Source organism: Allobacillus salarius (assembly GCF_007559425.1).
Classification (GTDB): domain Bacteria; phylum Bacillota; class Bacilli; order Bacillales; family Alkalibacillaceae; genus Allobacillus; species Allobacillus salarius.
Map to the genome: position 1 here is coordinate 18,465 of NZ_VMHE01000019.1, position 19,316 is coordinate 37,780.

Annotated in this window: 20 protein-coding genes, 1 pseudogene and 1 riboswitch; of the genes and pseudogenes, 11 read left to right on the forward strand and 10 right to left on the reverse strand. The window is 37.4% G+C overall.

What is annotated here, in order from left to right; translation table 11 throughout:
- Window positions 1-483 precede the first annotated feature (483 nt).
- Window positions 484-1,341 carry a lysozyme inhibitor LprI family protein gene (locus FPQ13_RS09925; protein ID WP_144089175.1) on the forward strand — a complete coding sequence of 286 codons (858 nt, stop codon included), beginning with the start codon at window positions 484-486 and terminating at the stop codon, window positions 1,339-1,341.
- Window positions 1,342-1,759: 418 nt separating this feature from the next.
- On the opposite strand, the gene FPQ13_RS09930 is transcribed toward FPQ13_RS09925, so the two are convergent.
- The 3 genes from FPQ13_RS09930 to FPQ13_RS14000 form a co-directional block, all read right to left on the reverse strand.
- Window positions 1,760-1,990: a heavy-metal-associated domain-containing protein gene (locus tag FPQ13_RS09930; protein ID WP_144089176.1), complete on the reverse strand. Its 231-nt coding sequence runs from the start codon at window positions 1,988-1,990 to the stop codon at window positions 1,760-1,762.
- A 68-nt stretch (window positions 1,991-2,058) separates the two neighbouring features.
- A complete protein-coding gene (locus FPQ13_RS09935) occupies window positions 2,059-2,328 on the reverse strand; it encodes a hypothetical protein (RefSeq protein WP_144089177.1) in 270 nt (89 codons plus the stop codon).
- A 17-nt stretch (window positions 2,329-2,345) separates the two neighbouring features.
- Window positions 2,346-2,852, reverse strand: a complete 507-nt coding sequence (locus FPQ13_RS14000) for a cytochrome c oxidase assembly protein (protein ID WP_377863235.1) — start codon at window positions 2,850-2,852, stop codon at window positions 2,346-2,348.
- Between the two features lie 328 nt (window positions 2,853-3,180).
- Here FPQ13_RS14000 and FPQ13_RS09945 point away from each other — a divergent pair, with 328 nt between their 5' ends.
- The 5 genes from FPQ13_RS09945 to thiE all read left to right on the forward strand — a co-directional run bounded on the left by FPQ13_RS09945 (window position 3,181) and on the right by thiE (window position 6,681).
- Entirely contained in the window at window positions 3,181-3,360 is a 180-nt protein-coding gene (locus FPQ13_RS09945) for a hypothetical protein (protein ID WP_144089200.1), read from the forward strand.
- Window positions 3,361-3,445: 85 nt separating this feature from the next.
- A riboswitch (TPP riboswitch) is annotated at window positions 3,446-3,554 on the forward strand.
- Between the two features lie 72 nt (window positions 3,555-3,626).
- Window positions 3,627-4,388: a 3-oxoacyl-ACP reductase gene (locus FPQ13_RS09950; protein ID WP_144089179.1), complete on the forward strand. Its 762-nt coding sequence runs from the start codon at window positions 3,627-3,629 to the stop codon at window positions 4,386-4,388.
- Window positions 4,389-4,406: 18 nt separating this feature from the next.
- Window positions 4,407-5,201, forward strand: a complete 795-nt coding sequence (thiM, locus tag FPQ13_RS09955) for a hydroxyethylthiazole kinase (RefSeq protein ID WP_144089180.1) — start codon at window positions 4,407-4,409, stop codon at window positions 5,199-5,201.
- 12 nt (window positions 5,202-5,213) lie between these two features.
- Window positions 5,214-6,023 (forward strand): bifunctional hydroxymethylpyrimidine kinase/phosphomethylpyrimidine kinase, encoded by an 810-nt coding sequence (thiD, locus tag FPQ13_RS09960; protein ID WP_186279645.1) that lies wholly within the window; start codon window positions 5,214-5,216, stop codon window positions 6,021-6,023.
- Between the two features lies 1 nt (window position 6,024).
- A complete protein-coding gene (gene thiE / locus FPQ13_RS09965; protein ID WP_144089181.1) occupies window positions 6,025-6,681 on the forward strand; it encodes a thiamine phosphate synthase in 657 nt (218 codons plus the stop codon).
- A 145-nt stretch (window positions 6,682-6,826) separates the two neighbouring features.
- Here thiE and FPQ13_RS09970 read toward each other — a convergent pair whose 3' ends face one another.
- The 6 genes from FPQ13_RS09970 to FPQ13_RS09995 form a co-directional block, all read right to left on the reverse strand.
- A complete protein-coding gene (locus FPQ13_RS09970; RefSeq protein WP_144089182.1) occupies window positions 6,827-7,438 on the reverse strand; it encodes an alpha/beta hydrolase in 612 nt (203 codons plus the stop codon).
- Window positions 7,439-7,904: 466 nt separating this feature from the next.
- Window positions 7,905-8,294, reverse strand: a complete 390-nt coding sequence (locus FPQ13_RS09975; protein ID WP_144089183.1) for a hypothetical protein — start codon at window positions 8,292-8,294, stop codon at window positions 7,905-7,907.
- A gap of 100 nt (window positions 8,295-8,394) precedes the next feature.
- Window positions 8,395-9,777, reverse strand: coding sequence for a sensor histidine kinase (locus FPQ13_RS09980; RefSeq protein ID WP_144089184.1), 1,383 nt, complete (start codon window positions 9,775-9,777; stop codon window positions 8,395-8,397).
- Entirely contained in the window at window positions 9,774-10,457 is a 684-nt protein-coding gene (locus tag FPQ13_RS09985) for a response regulator transcription factor (RefSeq protein ID WP_144089185.1), read from the reverse strand. The genes FPQ13_RS09980 and FPQ13_RS09985 overlap by 4 nt, the downstream gene beginning before the upstream one ends.
- Before the next feature lie 109 nt (window positions 10,458-10,566).
- Window positions 10,567-11,250: an ABC transporter ATP-binding protein gene (locus FPQ13_RS09990; RefSeq protein ID WP_144089186.1), complete on the reverse strand. Its 684-nt coding sequence runs from the start codon at window positions 11,248-11,250 to the stop codon at window positions 10,567-10,569.
- Window position 11,251: 1 nt separating this feature from the next.
- Window positions 11,252-12,286, reverse strand: coding sequence for an ABC transporter permease (locus FPQ13_RS09995; RefSeq protein WP_144089187.1), 1,035 nt, complete (start codon window positions 12,284-12,286; stop codon window positions 11,252-11,254).
- A 207-nt stretch (window positions 12,287-12,493) separates the two neighbouring features.
- Between FPQ13_RS09995 and FPQ13_RS10000 the strand changes: the two are divergent.
- Window positions 12,494-13,271, forward strand: a pseudogene (locus FPQ13_RS10000) (3-hydroxybutyrate dehydrogenase).
- A 206-nt stretch (window positions 13,272-13,477) separates the two neighbouring features.
- Window positions 13,478-14,848: a branched-chain amino acid transport system II carrier protein gene (gene brnQ, locus FPQ13_RS10005; RefSeq protein WP_144089188.1), complete on the forward strand. Its 1,371-nt coding sequence runs from the start codon at window positions 13,478-13,480 to the stop codon at window positions 14,846-14,848.
- 247 nt (window positions 14,849-15,095) lie between these two features.
- On the opposite strand, the gene FPQ13_RS10010 is transcribed toward brnQ, so the two are convergent.
- Window positions 15,096-15,947: an MBL fold metallo-hydrolase gene (locus tag FPQ13_RS10010; RefSeq protein WP_144089189.1), complete on the reverse strand. Its 852-nt coding sequence runs from the start codon at window positions 15,945-15,947 to the stop codon at window positions 15,096-15,098.
- Between the two features lie 159 nt (window positions 15,948-16,106).
- Between FPQ13_RS10010 and FPQ13_RS10015 the strand changes: the two genes are divergently transcribed.
- The 3 genes from FPQ13_RS10015 (at window position 16,107) to ahpC (ending at window position 19,306) form a co-directional block, all read left to right on the forward strand.
- On the forward strand, window positions 16,107-17,606 hold the full coding sequence (locus tag FPQ13_RS10015; RefSeq protein ID WP_222103151.1) for a fatty acyl-CoA synthetase: 1,500 nt from the start codon (window positions 16,107-16,109) through the stop codon (window positions 17,604-17,606).
- A 154-nt stretch (window positions 17,607-17,760) separates the two neighbouring features.
- The gene (locus tag FPQ13_RS10020; protein WP_246065475.1) at window positions 17,761-18,408 is read left to right on the forward strand and encodes a YczE/YyaS/YitT family protein; all 648 of its coding nucleotides are present in this window, start codon (window positions 17,761-17,763) and stop codon (window positions 18,406-18,408) included.
- Between the two features lie 328 nt (window positions 18,409-18,736).
- Window positions 18,737-19,306 carry an alkyl hydroperoxide reductase subunit C gene (ahpC, locus tag FPQ13_RS10025; RefSeq protein WP_144089191.1) on the forward strand — a complete coding sequence of 190 codons (570 nt, stop codon included), beginning with the start codon at window positions 18,737-18,739 and terminating at the stop codon, window positions 19,304-19,306.
- The last annotated feature ends 10 nt before the right edge of the window (window positions 19,307-19,316 follow it).

A 19,316-nucleotide genomic window follows, 5' to 3' on the forward strand; every position in this document is an offset into this window, starting at 1 on the left:
TCTTATGAGAAAGTTACTGTACTTATAATGTAAGTTTACGCATAATTTACGCAGTAATCTCTAAAACCCTATAGAAATCAATACTTTGACACCATTATCGACCCCGACCACTGGTACTTGAAAAAAGTAAACATCTTTTACTTTTACAAAAAAGCTCAAGAACAATTAATGTTCTTGAGCTTTTTTGTATGTCTAATTAGTGAAATGAATTTTGCACTATTATCATAGAAACGAAGATGAGATTAGATGACTATAAAAGTGAGTTTATAAAATGGCTAAACAATTAATAAGTAAAATGGGTGCTTTTAGATATTCTAGTGGTTGTTAAGATTTATACATTCATTTTAAAGCGAACTAGAAAGATATAAGTACTAGTGAGTGGATGATATAATGAATAGGTAGAAAAGTGTGCCCATGATTTATAACAACTATGCTTATTACTAAATGTGATACTAATTTAATAATAATGGAAGGGGTTCTTTTATGAATAATCAAAGAAAGTTTTTACTGATGGTATTCAGTTCAATGTTTATTATATTGGCTGCATGTACACCAGCTGATGAAGAAAGTACTTCGGTTGATGGTGAAAAAGAAGTGAATGACGAAACTAAGATAGCAAATGAATCCAATAGCTCAATGAATGTTGAATCCAATAAATCTAATGAAATAGATGAAGATCCTACTATAAAAGAAGAAGATTCAACGGAGACCAAGAAACCTATTCGAATTAGTAGTGGGGAAGAAGCTGTTGAATTTTTAAAGCAACAATTAAAAGAAGGTAAAGATGATAATATTTCGTTTGGCGCAAACGAAGATAGTGAAAGTGATCATAATGGTACATACTATACGGTTCAATTGGTCGACGTATCGTTGCGTGCATCTGGTAAGACTGGAAACTTAGGCTATTATAAAGTATACCAAGACGGTACATATGAGCTCTATCAGTTAAGCGCTAGTAATAATGTAAGTGATAAATCTTCGGATGATAAAGAAAGATATCTTAGTAAGCTTAATGAGATTGAAAAAGAGATGGAAACATTGCGAGAGAATTCAGAAGCTATAACAACATTGGACATGGAGAAGGAAGAAGCATATAGATATGAAGTTTGGGATAAACAGCTAAACGAAATTTACGCTGTATTGATGGGTGAACTTAGTAAAGAGCAGGCGGATCAATTAAGGGATGAACAACGTAACTGGATAAAATACAGAGATGAAACCGCGAAAGAAGAATCACAAACATACGACGGTGGCTCTATGGAGTCTTTGCATTATGTAGCTACACAAGCAACACTTACAAAAGATAGATGCTTTGAGTTAGTATCCGTTTATATGAATTAATACTATAGTGAACGCAAGAAAGTCCAATCTAGGTTAAATCTAATTTAACAGCAATAAATAAAGCTAACAGATTATCTCTGTTAGCTTTATTTTATTCATCTTTAAAAATCGCCGGTTAAATTCTGCTATTTCTTTTTGATTGATATAAAGCTTGATTTTCTCTTTCGATGGTTATTTTAAGATGATTATCTTTCTCTGGAAAGGCAGTTAAACCTAATGAAATAGTAATTGGTATCTAATGTTAAATTCCACACGAGCTATACTATTAATAGTTAATGTTTTGGGCGATAAGAAAGAATGGAAATATAAATGTTTATATGGGGTTACACACACTAAAGGAACGAGTTTTCAAGGCGATTCTATGTGAGATAGTAAAAGATAAGAAAACAAAAGAGATAAGTATTAAAAGAGTTTTTATTTAATGAATATTTACTTGAACTTCTTCTGCATGAAACCCCATCTTGCTAATTCTTTTGATAATTTGTGGCACCCCAATTAAGTTGTTATCGAAAGTTACAGAACCTCTTTCGGTATCATAATCAATTTTTACTTCCTCAATTCCTTCCATTTTGGAAAGTGATCTTTCTACTTTTGACGGGCAATCAGGACAGTGCATTCCTGTTACTTCTAAACAAATAACCTTTTTCATAACTAAACACCACCTATTTTAATTTTCCATTTCAATTTAATCTTACTTTGTACAAATGAAATTTATGATTAGTTTTTACGCTCGTGAAAGAAATGACCACTTGTTGTTATATCTTTATCATTAACTCCCAATCGAATGGAAATGAGTATACCTAACTTATGAACGCCTAACATGAAGATTCCAGCAATAATTTGGTCGTATTTTGTGTTGAATATGGATGGGAGTAAACTTGTTTTGAATTGAGGCGAGATACAAAAATCTGCAATCAGCTGATTTAAAAACGGATTTTGCACACTATCTAACATTGCATTGATAACAAACATAATGCAAGCTGGCATTATTAGAATTCCGCTTATTAATGCATATCGTTTTTTTTTTTTTCTTCTTTTGACTGATCTGATAGTACAAATGGCCACCACATTCTCAATGATAGGAAAAATAGTAACACGAGATATATCTCGTGAAATCTTGGATTTAGAGAAAATATATGTAGAGTGGTCGGTAAATGGTATAAAAACAATAAACCTGCAAAAATAATTAAAGAAACGATAGGTGGTAAAAATAATCTTCTAATCAACTTGAATACAGAAATATCTAACATTCGGTGATACAGAATGTTTGGAATTCCAAATAATATGAGCGGCGGAATGATGAAGTATAGAACACTCATTTGCAACATATGCGAACTAAATGAAAGATGGCTAAAGGCGGCTAAGGGAGTACCGAGCGTAAAATATAATACAATTAATCCAACGAAAAACAGAATTGGCTGTTTATTAAACGTTTTTACAAATTGTTTTAAAGTATATACATATACTATAGATACAATTAGTAAGCTTATTAACAAAGGTACGTTCCACATCTTTTCTCCAGCAAACAAGACTTCAAGTGACAATAAAACACGCTCCTTATCCTGATTTCTAAAGGTGTTAAGGTCCTGTTAATAATATGTTTTAATTTGTGAAATATAACAAATTCATTTATAGTGAATTTTTAGTTTAAAACTATTAAAGTAAATTTATAAATAAAATAATAGAGTCATAGAATGTTCACGATTTAATCAAATGTTGTTTATTGATTTTGTTGATGATTTATTAAAAAATAATGGACAGCGACTTAATCTCGTTATTAAATGGGTTCTCCATAAATCATTGACACCAATGACAATCAGTAAACATGGAGGTGTCCGGATGAATAATCGATATCATTGCTGTGCTACATGTAAACATTTTCGGATTGATCGATTTGAGGACGGTAGTAGACGAGTTTATTGTAAAAGACTAGGCTTTGATACGAAACCAACATACCAATTTAATTGCTGGGATCCAAAAGACCGCGTAGTGAAAGCGATGAAAGAAGAGAAAGAGTGACTGGAGAGATTTTATCATGCTATTCAAATAGTTGAGTTTATTAAAGGTTAAGTATAGAATAAAATTAATAGAATAGTAATTTAATTGTTTCTACTAGGGGAGCTTGTGTTTCAAGCTGAGAAAAAAGGTACACTTTTTGACCCTCAGGACCTGATCTGGATCATGCCAGCGTAGGGAAGTAGTTTAAATGTTAACTACCAAACCAGGTCCTTGTGATCTGGTTTTTTTATTTTCCCTATTAATACATAAATATGGAGGTAAATATTATGGAGCTAAACAAACAAACGGTATTAATTACTGGAGCAAGTAGAGGGGTGGGGGCTAAACTAGCGATTGCTTTTGCTGAGCAAGGTGCAAATGTTGTTGTGAATTATTTTAAGAGTAAAGAAAAAGCGGAGGGGCTATCAACGTCGTTAGGTGAAAAAGCTATTGCGCTACAAGCGGATGTTCGTGATACTGAGCAAGTGAATCAAATGGTTCATAAAGCTGTAGAACATTTTGATACACCGATTACAACCATTATCAACAATGCATTGGTAGATTTTCGTTTCGATCCAGTCGCTCAAAAGAATGCATTTGAACTCGACTGGGATGGTTTCAATACACAGTTTGAAGGAAGCATTAAAGCATCTTTAAACACGGTACAAGCATGCTTAAATGACATGAAAGACCAACAGTTTGGTCGGGTGATTAACATTGGAACGAATCTCGTCCAAAACCCAGTCGTTGCGTACCACGAATATACAACGGGTAAAGCGGCATTAATTGGATTTACGCGTAATATGGCGAAGGAATTAGGTCAATATGGTATTACTGTCAATATGGTCTCTGGTGGGTTATTAAAAGAAACGGATGCAAGTAGTGTAACCACAGAGGAAGTGTTTGGAATTATTGAGTCAACCACACCTTTACAAAAAGCAACTACACCAGCGGAATTAGCGGATGCAGCTTTGTTTTTCGCATCACCTTGGGCACGAGCAGTCTCTGGACAAAACCTTGTCGTAGATGGCGGATTAGTGATGGATTAAAACTGGAGGGAATCGAGCATGTATACGAATTTAAAGGTCGTACAAGAACAGAACCCGTTAGTTCACAATATAACGAATCAAGTGGTGACGAATTTTACGGCGAATGGATTGTTAGCTGTTGGCGCGTCACCAGTGATGGCGAATGCGATTGAAGAGGTAGCAGAAATGGCTTCGATTGCAGGGGCAGTCATCTTGAATATAGGAACTTTAACGACAGAAACAGTTGATGCCATGATCGAAGCTGGCAAAGCGGCAAACGAAAAAGATCATCCTGTCATTTTAGACCCTGTAGGTGCAGGTGCAACGAGTTTTCGCACTGCAAAAGCAAAGCAGATTTTAGATGAAGTAAACGTTACTGTTTTAAGAGGAAACGCAGCTGAAATTGCTCATTTAACCGGTGAGCAATGGGAAATCAAAGGTGTCGATACTCGTTCAGGAGAGGGAGACGTCACGCAATTAGCTAAGAAGGCTTCAGAACTGTTTGGCTGTACAGTAGTGATTACTGGTGAAGTAGATGTCATTTCAAATAATCAAGGTACAAATCGCGTCATGAATGGCGTTCCATTACTAACTAAAGTGACAGGAAGTGGTTGTTTATTATCTTCAGTGATCGGTGCATTTGCTGCTGTAAATAACGATGTTCTTGAAACGGCAACTTCGGCTATTTCCTTTTATGGAATTGCTGCAGAGAAAGCGGCAAAGTTAGTCGGAGATAGAGGACCTGGAAGTTTTCAAATTGAATTTTTAAATCAACTTTCGAAAATTACTGAAGATGATGAAGTTCTTTGTAAGATCGAGAGAATTACAAAATAAAGGAGCTTGATTATGATTATCGCAAAAGCATTAACGATCGCTGGTTCAGATAGTGGAGGCGGAGCAGGGATTCAGGCAGACCTTAAAACATTTCAGGAGTTAGATGCTTATGGGATGTCGATCATTACTGCAGTAACAGCCCAGAATACGTTAGGAGTTCACGGAGTCTATCCCGTGCCAATAGAAGGCATTGTTGAGCAAATTGATGCGATCGGAAATGACATGGGAACGAACGCATTGAAAACTGGAATGTTATTTTCGAGTGAGATCATAGAGGCTGTTAGTGAGCGAATTCATTATTACCAATGGGACAATGTTGTCATTGATCCAGTTATGATTGCTAAAGGTGGGGCAAAGCTACTGCAAGATGAAGCTGTTAACGCATTGATCGATACACTAATTCCACTATCGACGGTCGTAACACCTAATATTCCTGAAGCAGAGATGATTACGAATCGAAAAATAAATACAGTAGAAGACCGGAAGAAAGCTGCTAAAGACATCGTTCAAATGGGCGCTAAGTCGGTTGTGATGAAAGGTGGTCATGGAAGCGCAGATGACGTTGTTGACTTATTTTTTGATGGTGAAACATTCGTTGAAATGACTTCTCCAAGAATAGACACCCGTCATACACATGGAACAGGCTGTACGTTTTCTGCTGCGATTACAGCTGAACTAGCAAAAGGAATTGAAATAAAGCAAGCGGTACTAACAGCTAAAGATTTTATCCGTGCAGCAATCGAAACAGAATTAGGGATAGGCGAAGGACATGGACCTACTAATCATTGGGCGTATAAAAAAAGGGGTGTAAAGAGTTTCTGATATGGTAGACAAAAGAACAGAACAAATCAAAGAGTTACTTCCCGTTTATTTTATTATGGGGAGTTCTAACTGTAATGGCAGGAACCCGGTTGACGTGCTTGAAGAAGCAATTGCAGGGGGGATTACGCTATTTCAATTTAGAGAAAAAGGGGAGAGTGCTCTTACAGGAAAAGAGAAAGTGAGATTGGCAGAACGCCTGCAAAAAGTATGTCAGGAAAACCATATTCCCTTCATCGTAAATGATGATTTCGAATTAGCAATCGAGTTAGATGCTGATGGCATTCACGTTGGTCAGGACGATTTGGCAGCGGTTATAATAAGAGAAAAGTTTAGCAATAAGATTTTAGGCGTTTCCGCGCACACGATTGAAGAAGCAGAGCAAGCAATCAAAGATGGGGCGGACTATTTAGGCCTAGGTCCAATTTATCCGACGCGTTCTAAAGACGATGCTGAAGAAGTCGCAGGGACAGAAATCATTAAGCGCTTTAGAGATCATGGGATTACTTTACCGATTGTAGGAATTGGGGGCATTTCACCTGAGAGTGCTGAGCAAGTCATTCAAGCAGGTGCAGATGGGGTGGCTGTTATCTCTTCAATTGCTTCTTCATCTGATGTGGAGGAGACAGCCAAAAGCTTTCTACGTGCTACTAGTAAGTAACGGGGTGGAAGCTTTTCATACTAAACAGTTAATAAGAAAGGGATTGCTGGTCTATTAATTGACGGAGCAATCCTTTTTATTTCACGTTTGGTATAGTCTATTGATTAAAATGCAATAGAAGATTTACGTTCATTATTCTACATACTTAAGCATCATTGTTAATTGTTTCATTTAACCAATTTCTTGCCTCCAAAGCAACATCCTGTGTCAAGTTATGTCCGTTCACCCAAGCTGTCGTTACGTCAGCACCTCGATCTCTAAAGAGATTAATGACTCGTTCGCTTTCGGATTCCGGTACAATCGGATCACCTTTTCCAAGTGATAAGAAGACGTCCATATGACTGAAGTCTTGTGTCTTTTCAATATCTGCTGGATACAATGGGGCAAATAAAGCAGCTCTCTTGAACGATTCTGGATACTCTAACATTAATTGAATGGCGATGTTGGAACCGTTTGAGAATCCAACAAAAATGACATCTTCTAATTTGAAGTCATGCTCTTTGGATTTTTCTACGATAAACTCATACAGCTCAGTTCCACGAAATTTCAGATCTTCCCAATCATACTTACCTTCGCCATGACGTTTAAAGAATCTGTTCATCCCATTCTCTTGTACATTACCTCGAACACTTAAGATGTTAAATTCAGGATTAAGCAACTCTCCAAGACCGACTAGGTCATTTTCTGTGCCGCCTGTTCCGTGAAGAAGAACAAAAACAGGTGCGCCTTTTTTCTTTTCATTGTAAATGTGTTTCATATAGTTAACCTCCAATTACTTTTTTCATTTGCTGTTCATTTTTCTGGTGAAAAGTGCAATTTGTTACTCCTAGGAAGCAACAGCTAACTCATTTAACTCGAATTTATATATTATGAATTAGAGATATTAGTGAAAAAAATATAAATCCAAGTATTGCTATAAAATTTTTGTTACAGAGCAACTTCAATGAGTTATTAATCGCATTGTACATGAAGTTATTTAAAAAGTAAAGGATTATGGATGATCAAAGGTCGTCTTCAGTGTTAATTCGTTCGTCTTCAGTGTTTATCAGCCCAGCTTCAGGGTTATTCAGCATAACTTCAGCGTTAATTCATGTAGCTTCAGGGTTATTCCCCGTAACTTCAGCGTTAATTCATGCAGCTTCAGGGTCATTCCGCAAACCTTCAGGGTTAAACCGTATAGCTTAGTAACTTATAAGGCTTGAATCCATAATCCTGTATCTTAATTATTTTTCTTCTTTCACAAACAAAGTGAGCAAGAAAAAGAAGAAGAAACTGGAGAGTAATGCAACGCCACCACCGATATAGACCGATAGCGTGACTCCATTAGGGAGGTCAAAGGGCTTCACCATATATAACCACATTCCGATCGTTAATCCTACAGAACCGATAATGGCTGTCCAAACATGAAGCTTCGTTAAAAGTGATTCCTTTTGTTGAAAAATCTTGTAATAAACGGCCCATCCGAAAAGAGTCAGCCAACCGACAACGAGAATGTGAGCATGTACGGCACGAAATGCATAAGAACCAGAGCCGGCCATATGTGCACCTAAAATAGCACCAATCAACCCGAAAATACCTGCAAACTGTAATAAAATTTTACTGTTTTTATTCATTCAATACCCCTCCAATTATTCAAGGTTTCATTATAAAAAGTATATCTCTTGAATATGAACGGGGTATGAACAACTACTAATTACAATCGCAAATATTGACTTAATTTTTTGGTAATTCTACATCAATTGTTGTACCTTCATTTTCATTGCTGTTCACATGAATTGTTCCGCCATGTAATTGGACAATGGCTTGGACAATCGATAACCCTAATCCTGTCCCTTCGATAAGACGTGTTCTCGCGGAATCGACTCGATAAAAACGGTCAAAGATTTTCGCTTGTTCTTCTGCATTGATCCCGATTCCTGAGTCGATGAAGGAGACACGTATTGATTCAGATCTTTCGTCAACTAACAATTCAATGCTGCCATCTGGTTTGTTGTACTTTATAGCATTCGTTAATAAATTTTCCCAAACTGTATAGAGTAAAGCAGGATCAGCAGCAATCGTTACGTCCGGTAGTTTAAAGCCAATTGAAAGATTTTTTTCGTCCATTTGCCATTGATGGTTTCTAATTAGTTCTTTCAGTTGCTCACCTATATTCACGGTATCTTTTTTCATTAGATCTTCATCACGATCCAATGATGCGAGCAATAATAGTTGCTTCGTTAATCTAGAAAGTCGACTAATTTCACCGTTAATGATAGAAATGTAATTATTTTTCTCTTCCAGTGAAAGTGAATCACTTTCCAAAAGATTTGTATAACCTTTTATATTGGATAAAGGTGACTGTATGTCATGCGAGATGTTGGAAATAAATTCTTTTCTCATTTCGTTTGTCTGTTCTAGCCTGTTCGCCATTCGTAAAAAATGAGAAGACAGTTCTCCTAGTTCATCATTTCGCTCTGTATCGAGCTCATCCACATTAAAATTACCTTCAGATAACGTTTTTGTAGCTGACGTCAGTTTTGAAATTGGTTGAACTAAGTATTTTGTACTGAAAAGAACCATGATAATACTGAGAAGAATGGTTAGTGCTAGCAGCCACGCAAATAAGATATGCATCTCGTTGAAAAGCAGTTTGATGTCTGGTCGAAGAAAGAGTGCATAGTTTTCATTGTTATGTGTTAATGGAACACCGATTGTATTTTTTAACTCATTCGCAAAGAAGCCTGTCACGAATGTTTCTTGTGGAAAATTTAAAATCCCATGAAAAACATCACCGCTTAATACTTGTTCAATTGCGGAATCCGATAGGTTATTTTCTCGAAAAGGGGCACCGAATAACGTTTCTTCGCCTGATTCACCGACCAAAAAAAGCTGATATCCAATAGAAGAGATGTTTTCCAAGTAATCATGTAGGTTGATCTCAGGATGTTTGTCGGTATATTCAGCGATATCCAATGCAATTTCAGTGTTCTTTTCGTCGTTTTCAGGCTTTAATTTTTGTTGATAATACGTATTGGAGATGAAGAAGGCAAAAATTCCGCTGAAAATCATGATGCCAATTGTAATCAAAGCAAATTTTACATAAAGGGATCTCATTTGCGTTTTTCCTCCAATGAATAACCAACGCCACGCACGGTTTTAATGTGAAATTCATCCGTCAAATTCGAAAAGCGTTGCCTTAATCGTTTGATATGAACGTCGACTGTTCGTTCATCACCTTCATAATCCCAACCCCAAATATGTTCAATTAAATGTTCCCGTGAAAAGACTTGCATTGGATTGGCGGCAAGGAAATAGAGAAGTTCGAATTCCTTTAAAGGTAAAAGAATCGTTCGATCTTCGACTTGAACTTCATACGTTTGTTTATTGATTACTGTATTCCCGAATCTAATCTTCGTATCGTCATCTGCATGACTGTCGTACCGACGAAACAAGGCTTCGATTCGAAAAATTAACTCTTTCGGCTCAAATGGTTTAACGAGATAATCATCCGTACCCGATTTAAACCCTTCCTCTTTGTCACTGATTTGATCTTTGGCTGTTAAGAGGATGACGGGAATATCGAATTCTCTTCGTATTTCTCTCGTTAAAGCAAAGCCATCCATAAAAGGCATCATGACATCGACGACTGCTAAATCGCATTGTTCTTTATGAAGAATTCTTAATGCATCCGTTCCATCTTTTGCTTGAACGACGTGATACCCAGCTTCGGTTAAATGGATGGATACCAATTGCAAAATGTTAATATCGTCATCGACTACAAGAATCGTTTTCATGGATAATCCTCCTACTTAACAGCTTAAAATCAAAGAACAGTAAACAGCCATTTATCTAAAAGGCTGTTTACTTTATATTCTCATTATCTTTAATCGTTTTCTACTAATGTCATTCATTTTCTAGGACCATGCCATCACTCATCTGTAGAATCCGGTCTACATAAGACAGCATCTCTTCATCGTGAGTAACCATTAACGTTGTAATATTCATCTTCTTCGTTAAATAACGTATTAGCTCCATCATATCTTTGGACCTTTTTGAATCCAGGCTCGCTGTTGGCTCATCAGCAAAAAGAACTTTCGGTTTATGAATAATCGCACGAGCAACGGCAACTCGCTGTTTTTCACCACCCGATAAGGAAGAAGGGTAGGCGTTTTTCCGATGTTCCATTCCAATAACATCTAAGACTTGATCAACTTCATTCTTTTGTTCTTTTTTTGATAATGTCGAACCTGAAACTTCGAGCATGAGCATCAGTTGTTCTTCCACTGTAAGAAAAGGAACGAGGTGAGCAAATTGAAAGACGAATCCAAATTCTTTTGCACGTACTTTACGAACTTGTTCATCACTCATTGTTGTCAGGTTATTTCCATCAAACAGAACTTCGCCATTTGAAGCGGGTTGTAATCCTGCAGCAATCGTCAACAGTGTACTCTTCCCGGAACCGGATGTACCAACGAGTGCAGTAATTTCTCCTTCTTTTAAAGATAGACTAATGCCTTTCAATATATTTTCTTCTATTTCACCATTCGTAAATGTTTTCTCAACTTCGTCTAATGTGAATATCGTCAAATTAATCCTCTCCTTGTTGGATCGCCCGAAGCGGCTCAATTTTTCTAATTTGTAACCCTGATAGTGTTGCTCCGATAAAACCGACGACTAAGAAAATAATCGATAACTGTGTTGTCGTTTCAATGGTTAAGTGAAAAGGCATTCCTTCTGGTGCAATGAGATTGAACACATGGCTTAGCGAAATGGATAGCGTCAGTGCAATGATGGTTATGAAAAACATTTGTGTCCAGATCATCTTGAATAGTCTGCTTGTTTTAATGCCAATTGCTTTTAAAATCCCGTATAAACCAATCTTTTGAATGTTCATCATGTAGAAAAAGATGGCAAACAACATGCCACTGATGACGATTAAAAACGAAACGATCATTGTTAAGGACATCTGCTCTGCGTTATAACTTGGAATCGTACTTAAAAAGTCTTTGTTCGAGTAGGATTGTAATCCAGTGAAACTTTGTGCTGAATCTTCTCCTGGGATGAAAACTAATTGCATTTGTTCGACGTTGTACATCTTTTTATAGTCTTCTCTATTGATATACGCGACTGGCGCGTGACTGAATTTCTTTTGTTCGACGAATCCTTTGATGACTAATTCATCACGGAGTTGGTTGTTTGTTAATCGATCCCCCGTTTTAATACCTTTCTCTTTCAACGAGCGGTCTACGATGACTTCACCTTTATTCACCTGTTCAAATAGGTCAGAATTCGTAGATGTGACGAATGCAACACTTTGCTGCTTATCATCTTGATCATTCAGAAAGCCCATTTGAATAGATAATGCTACTGCATCCGGATGCTTATTCATGATTTCATTTTGAACATCTGTATCTATTCTTGATAAATTATAAGTTTCTTCAGCATCTTCACTCATGTAAAAGTGACCTTCAGGTAAATCTTTTATTAAAGCAGCATTATCCTGTGACAACCCGTTCGCTAAACCGGATATAATCATTGTCAATAAACTAACAAGGAAAACGATTGAGCCTAAAATCAAAAATCTACTTTTATTCTTCTTGATTTCTTTCCAGCCAATGTTCATCTTTCCATTCCTCCAACTACTTTGATAACTTAAGTTTACTCGTTGAATATGAACGACAGATGAACAGAGAAATTCTTTGGATAAAAACAGATAAATAAAGCAAAGCCGTTAAGAAGGAGATTCGATCCACGAACGTGAAACTAATTAATATGAAATCTAAAAGATTCATGAGTTAAGTAAGCTACTAAAGTTGTGGAGGTATAAGGGATGATTGAAAGCAAAATTGTCTTCATCACCGGTGCAGCAAGCGGGATTGGTTATGAAATTGGTTTAGAATTTGCTAAAAACGGAGCGAAAGTCGCTTTTAGTGACATAAATGAAAGCAAAGTAAAGGAAGTTACCGATGAACTGAACAAAAATGGGTATGATACTTTTGGGATCAAATGTGACGTTACTGATGAAGGTGAATTGCAACAAGCGACTGATCAGACAGTGACAAAATTCGGACGCCTCGATATTTTAATTAATAATGCAGGGTTACAATATGTAGCTTCAATTGAAGAGTTCCCCCACAGAAAAATTCGAATTGATTACAAAAGTAATGCTTGTCGCTCCGTTCATGGCCATTAAACATGTCTTTCCGTTGATGAAAAAGCAGGGAGGAGGACGCATCATTAATATGGCTTCAATTAATGGTCTTATCGGATTTGCAGGAAAGTCTGCTTACAATAGTGCGAAACACGGGGTGATTGGTCTCACGAAAGTTACCGCTTTAGAAGGAGCGGAGGATGGAATTACGGTAAATGCGATTTGCCCTGGATATGTCGATACGCCGCTTGTTCGAAATCAATTAGAAGATTTAGCCAAAAATCGGAATGTCTCATTTGATGAAGTGTTAGAAGAAGTCATTTATCCATTAGTTCCACAAAAAAGATTGCTATCCGTGAAAGAAGTTGCAGATTATACATTGTTTTTGGCGAGTGATCAGGCAAAAGGAGTAACAGGCCAAGCAATCGTCATCGATGGAGGGTATACGGCTCAGTAAACATCGTAAACTTAGATTATAATTTCAATTTCAATTGGTTTGGGAAATAATTCGGTAAGAAGGAAGAAATTTTGTCACAAAATGTCGATAAATTCATTTAAAAAGCATTGAATTATATACACAATCGTAGTATTATAAGTTTCGCTTGATATATTAAATATTTCAGAAAATTCACAGAAATCAATCATCTATGGGGGAACTCGATTGTGAAATTATCATTTTCTTCCTACGCAGCAGTAGGAGTTATGTTATTTGCGTTATTCTTTGGTGCCGGAAATCTGATTTTTCCGGCAAGTTTAGGACAGAATGCTGGGGAAAACCTTTGGCCAGCAGCAATTGGCTTTTTGATTACGGGTGTTGGTTTACCACTTCTTGGAATTATCGCGATGAGCTTTTCAGGTAGCCGAAATTTACAAGAGCTAGCAACACGGGTGCATCCGTTATATGGAGTGTTTTTTACATCGTTACTATACTTAACAATTGGACCATTCTTTGCCTCGCCTCGTACAGGAACGGTGGCATATGAAATTGGCATTTCGTCATTTGTGAGCGAGTCGTCTCAGCAACTAGTATTATTTATTTTTACTTTGTTATTCTTTTTGATCGTTTTATTTCTTTCATTAAAACCAGGAAAGTTAGTGGATACGATCGGAAAGTTGTTGGCACCTGGGTTGGTTGCGTTAATTGCAATCTTATTAATAACTGCTTTCGTCAATCCAATGGGTGAATTCCAATCACCACAAGCATCTTATTCAGAAGGAGCATTTCTTACAGGATTCCTCGAAGGCTACAATACAATGGATGCTCTTTCATCATTGGTTTTCGGAATTATCGTGATTAATGCCATTTATGCAATGGGTGTTACGTCGAAAAAAGATATTCTTCGGACGACAATTAAGGCCGGATGCATAGCAGTATTATTACTTGGTACGATGTATGTGGGTATTGCTTATCTAGGCGCAACAAGTACAGAGGTACTTCCTATTTTTGATAATGGTGGGCCCGTTTTAAGTGGTGCAGCATCACATTACTATGGAACATTTGGTTCTGTGTTGCTAGCGGTTGCGATTATCCTCGCTTGTTTAACGACAGCGATTGGACTGACTGTAGCAAATGCCCAATATTTTCATTCACTATTTCCGAAGATTCGCTATGAAACATATGTTGTATTCTTTGCAACAATTACTTTTGCGATTGCAAACTTTGGACTGACAAATATCATTACTTATTCCGTACCGATTTTAATGTTTTTATATCCTTTAGCAATTGTTTTAATTCTATTGACATTTTTATCGCCACTATTTAAGCATGCACAGCTTGTTTACATGACGACGATTGCTGTTACTTTTATCATCAGTTTCTTTGATGGGCTAAGATCTCTTTGCAACTCGTTAGGAATTGACTATTTCAATTGGATGCAACCGATTTTGAATTTCTTTGAAACTTGGTTACCTTTATATGAACAAGGACTAGGATGGCTAGTGCCCGCTGTTATTTTCATCGTTATTACTGGTGTGATCAGTCGTGTTCAAATGAGCAAAGTATCTACTTCACGTCAAACGACCTTTAATAGTTGAAAATAAAAATTTAGATAAGAAAAAACGGCACCTGCCTCGATTGGCTAGGTGCCGTTTTTGTTTGAAATAGCGTTCTAATCGAAGGTAGAGCGTAAAAATTGCTACCTATCGTCGAATAGGAGTGCTCTAATCGAGGATAGCGAATAAAAATAGCTCTCTACCGTTGAATAGAGGCTCTCTAATCGAAGGTAGCGCACAAAAATTTCTCTCTATCGTCGAATAGACGTGCTCAAAAGAAGAAACTTACTTAAATCCGAATACCGTTTACGAAGTACCCCAAGATTTCTTGTTCTTCTTCATTTAAATCACGCTGCAAAAGCGAAACCATTTCCCGGATCATCGAATCTGGTTCTCCTTGATGTTTTTCTGCTAACCGTGCACACATTCGCATTAACGATTGAAAGGAAGAGAATTCGTTTTTGTTGAGGGGTGCAGGGTGATGAGAAAGGAAGAATGTTTCTGCATCGAATTCATCAATCTTTTCCAGCAGTATCGTTATGTTTTCAGTCGTATAATGCCACTTTTCAGCATACATATTTGCATAGAGACAATCTCCGAGAAATAACATTTTCTCTTCAGGTATATAAATCAAAGTTGAGTCAGGTGAGTGGTCACCTCCAACATGTTCAATCATACAGGAAACCCCACCGAGATTTAGTTTGATTTGTTGATCAAATGTAAGTGTTGGATCTGGAATAAAAATGTTTCGTTCATCGCCAAATTCAAGCTTGATTGCATCTGCACAAAAAGGAATTTCAATTCCCTGTTCCACACGACGATCCAACGCTTGGTCATCCCATGAATATCTTTGAAGGTTTTGTATGCCTTGAAAAGTCAGGTTGTTTGCAACGGAGGGCAGATTCATTTCTTGCAAACCAAATACGTGATCCCAATGCCAATGGGTAAGTGCTAATAAATCACCATAGATCTCATGGGCGCTGAGTTGCTGTTTGAACAACTTTGCATGCTCCGCAGAATTTCCGGCATCGATGATTAGTGTATGTGTATCGCCAACAACCGCCGCCAAAATTGGTCGGTCTGTTTTGGGATACGGTGGAAGATAATAAAGTCGATCAGAAAGCTGTTGGATGGTCTGCATAACATAATCTCCTTTAAAATATTTCTTCTATTATAAAGGAATGAAGATGTGATTGACCAACCATTGCAGTTTACACATTTATGAGCTAAAATGAAATCAAATAATTCTGATAATATTAAAATTTTTGAATTCTAATATGACGAAGTGGGGGAGATGAACATGAGATCCAATACTATTGCTGACACAGTCAGGCGGACAGCGAGAAGAACGCCGAATAACACGGCTATTATTTATGAGAATCGAGAGTGGACGTATCGACAATTAAATCAAGCAGTCACCCATGTAGCTCTTGAATTGCAAGCCGAAGGAGTGGAAAAAGGTGACCGTGTTGCTGCGTATGGCAAAAATTCCGATTTATATGTAGTGCTGTATCTTGCGGCAGTTCGTTTAGGAGCGATTCATGTTCCGGTAAATTTCCAACTAAAAGGGGCGGAGTTGGACTATATTTTGAGTGATTCAGATCCTACCTTAGTTGTAGCCGATCGTGATCTTTCAACAGAGATCGAAAAGACCGAGAATAATAACCATCACAAAATAATTTATTTTGAAGATCACGTATTAGATTGGACGGCAAAAGAAGATGAACCTTTAGAGGTGGACTTTGGAGTGGAAGACACAGATGTTGCTCAGTTACTTTACACTTCAGGAACAACTTCCAAGCCAAAAGGTGCCATCATGACACATCGGGCGTTAGTCCATCATTATGTCAGTTGTATTCAAGGGTTGAATATTAAAGAATCGGACCGAGCGCTCCATAGTATGCCATTGTATCATTCTGCACAAATGCATGTTTTCATGCTTCCTGCCTTAATGGTTGGGGGCTGGAACAAAGTGTTGAAAGCTCCTGTACCTGATCAAGTTTTGCAATCGATAGAAGAGGATGACATTACTTCATTTTTCGCGGCACCAACGGCATGGGTTTCTTTAGCGAATCATCCTGAGTTCACAAATCATGATTTAAGTACACTGAAAAAAGCCTATTACGGTGCTTCGATTATGCCAGGTCCGATTTTAGAACGACTGCAAAACCATCTTCCTGAATTAGGGTTTTATAACGTGTTCGGTCAGTCCGAGATGGGTCCAGCCTGTACAGTCTTGCTTCCAGAAGAGCACAATGATCGTCCGAGTTCAGCAGGACGACCGCTTCTGTTCGTTGAAACACGAGTCGTTGATTCGGAAGGGAACGATGTTGCTGTTGGGGAGCTTGGCGAAATCGTTTACCGATCGCCGCATTTATGTCTAGGCTACTGGAACAAGCCAGAAGCAACGAGTGAAGCGTTTAGGAACGGGTGGTTCCACTCAGGGGACCTCGTGAAGATGGATGAAGAAGGTTATATCGAAGTGATTGACCGCGTGAAAGACGTCATTAATACGGGTGGTGTCGTCGTCGCTTCAAGAGAGATTGAGGATTGTATTTACCAATTGCCTCAAGTTGCTGAAGTCGCTGTCGTCGGTGTTCCTGATGAAAGATGGATTGAAGCGATAACCGCATTTGTCGTCAAAAAAGATGAAATCACTGAAGACGAAATCATTCAACATGTGAAGGAGAACCTCGCAAGTTTCAAAGTACCGAAACAAGTTGAGCTCGTCGATGAATTACCACGCAATGCCAGTGGAAAAATTTTAAAAAGACAACTCCGGGACGCCATAACAAAATAACAAACACTAACCTCTCGAATAAATTATTTCGAGGGGTTTTTCCATGAATAATGTCATTCGCCAGTTCAAGTTTTTCATCCATAATCCGTAAACTTTCTTATCTGTTTGTTTCGTATTAAGATAGATATAGGAGAGAAAGAAAGGAAGAAGCAAGATGTTTATGTTCATCACACGATGGCTTTTTTATTTTATCGGATTACTGACATTTAGCTACGGAATTACGATTGCGCTTAGCATGCAACACCTAGGCATCCATCCATGGGACGTCCTTGCGGTTGCGTTATTTGAAAAATTAGGTTTATCCATTGGGTCGTGGGCAATTATAATCTCATTAATTTTAATCATTGTCTCTTGGTTTTTGGATAAAAGTTATATTAAATTAGGTACATTTTTAAACGGTGTGCTCGTCGGTGCTTTTGTCGACTTATTTTTATGGATTGATTTTTTGCCAAATGCAAGCTTCACATGGACAGATTCACTCGTCATGATTGACGGAATGGTCGTTATGGGAATAGGTGGTGGATTATATAATTCAGCGCAAGTCGGATCAGGGCCGAGAGATGGTTTTATGTTATCCATTGCAGACAAAATGAATGCACCGATTGGAAGAGTGCGGATTATCGTTGAAAGTTTCATACTCGTTATAGGATTTATCCTTGGTGGTCCTGTCTTTTGGTTTACACTTATTTTCACATTCGTTCAAAGTCCAGTATTCGCTTATTCATTCATAAGGTTTAAAGCGATTTTATCTTTTATCGAACGACGCCACAATACAATGAAAAATAAAACTGAAGCTGTATGAGTATAAAATCGCCTAGTTATATGACAATAATCGAGAAATAACTTGTGAAGCACCTTACGATTCAATTACAGGTTCACTTTTGGTGTTTATGAATCCTTTATTGTGGAATGTTAAAGTATATGGCTGATATTATATCGTTTTAAGGTCATTTTATCGGTTCATTCTCAATTACACATACGAATTAATAATGAAAATCATCGTTAAATGTGTCCAAACTTTAAACATTTCTGCAGAACGACCGTACTTGTTGACAGTTCAAGTGGTTTATTATAATATATATCTGATTGTAATTATTATTAATAAATATCTATTAGGAGGAATAATTACTATGTCATTAATCGGAAAAGAAGTACAACCATTTCAGGCGAAAGCTTATCATCCTGTAAAAGATGAATTTATCGACGTTACAGAAGAGAGCCTAAAAGGTCAGTGGAGCGTAGTTGTTTTCTACCCTGCAGACTTTTCTTTCGTATGTCCTACAGAGCTTGAAGATCTTCAAGAACAGTATGACACATTGAAGGAGCTAGGTGTAGAAGTTTATTCCGTATCAACAGATACACACTTCGTACACAAAGGCTGGCACGATAACTCTGAAAAAATCGGTAAAATCAAATATCCAATGATTGGTGATCCATCAGGTATTGTTTCTCGTAATTTTGACGTATTAAACGAAGAGTCCGGTCTTGCAGATCGCGGTACTTTCGTCATTGACCCAGACGGTGTCATTCAGACTGTTGAAATTAACGCAGATGGAATTGGCCGTGACGCAAGCGTTATCGTAGATAAAGTGAAAGCAGCACAGTACGTGCGTAAGAATCCAGGCGAAGTTTGCCCAGCTAAATGGGAAGAAGGATCTGAAACATTAACACCAAGTCTAGACCTAGTTGGTAAAATTTAAGGAGTGCGAT

Excerpts from the sequence above, each read along its gene's own strand:
- FPQ13_RS09925 (WP_144089175.1), top strand. The coding sequence starts at position 484 with ATGAATAATCAAAGAAAGTTTTTACTGATGGTATTCAGTTCAATGTTT.
- FPQ13_RS09930 (WP_144089176.1), bottom strand. The coding sequence starts at position 1,990 with ATGAAAAAGGTTATTTGTTTAGAAGTAACAGGAATGCACTGTCCTGAT.
- FPQ13_RS09935 (WP_144089177.1), bottom strand. The coding sequence starts at position 2,328 with ATGCCAGCTTGCATTATGTTTGTTATCAATGCAATGTTAGATAGTGTG.
- FPQ13_RS14000 (WP_377863235.1), bottom strand. The coding sequence starts at position 2,852 with ATGTGGAACGTACCTTTGTTAATAAGCTTACTAATTGTATCTATAGTA.
- FPQ13_RS09945 (WP_144089200.1), top strand. The coding sequence starts at position 3,181 with ATGAATAATCGATATCATTGCTGTGCTACATGTAAACATTTTCGGATT.
- FPQ13_RS09950 (WP_144089179.1), top strand. The coding sequence starts at position 3,627 with ATGGAGCTAAACAAACAAACGGTATTAATTACTGGAGCAAGTAGAGGG.
- thiM (WP_144089180.1), top strand. The coding sequence starts at position 4,407 with ATGTATACGAATTTAAAGGTCGTACAAGAACAGAACCCGTTAGTTCAC.
- thiD (WP_186279645.1), top strand. The coding sequence starts at position 5,214 with ATGATTATCGCAAAAGCATTAACGATCGCTGGTTCAGATAGTGGAGGC.
- thiE (WP_144089181.1), top strand. The coding sequence starts at position 6,025 with ATGGTAGACAAAAGAACAGAACAAATCAAAGAGTTACTTCCCGTTTAT.
- FPQ13_RS09970 (WP_144089182.1), bottom strand. The coding sequence starts at position 7,438 with ATGAAACACATTTACAATGAAAAGAAAAAAGGCGCACCTGTTTTTGTT.
- FPQ13_RS09975 (WP_144089183.1), bottom strand. The coding sequence starts at position 8,294 with ATGAATAAAAACAGTAAAATTTTATTACAGTTTGCAGGTATTTTCGGG.
- FPQ13_RS09980 (WP_144089184.1), bottom strand. The coding sequence starts at position 9,777 with ATGAGATCCCTTTATGTAAAATTTGCTTTGATTACAATTGGCATCATG.
- FPQ13_RS09985 (WP_144089185.1), bottom strand. The coding sequence starts at position 10,457 with ATGAAAACGATTCTTGTAGTCGATGACGATATTAACATTTTGCAATTG.
- FPQ13_RS09995 (WP_144089187.1), bottom strand. The coding sequence starts at position 12,286 with ATGAACATTGGCTGGAAAGAAATCAAGAAGAATAAAAGTAGATTTTTG.
- FPQ13_RS10010 (WP_144089189.1), bottom strand. The coding sequence starts at position 15,947 with ATGCAGACCATCCAACAGCTTTCTGATCGACTTTATTATCTTCCACCG.
- FPQ13_RS10015 (WP_222103151.1), top strand. The coding sequence starts at position 16,107 with ATGAGATCCAATACTATTGCTGACACAGTCAGGCGGACAGCGAGAAGA.
- FPQ13_RS10020 (WP_246065475.1), top strand. The coding sequence starts at position 17,761 with ATGTTTATGTTCATCACACGATGGCTTTTTTATTTTATCGGATTACTG.
- ahpC (WP_144089191.1), top strand. The coding sequence starts at position 18,737 with ATGTCATTAATCGGAAAAGAAGTACAACCATTTCAGGCGAAAGCTTAT.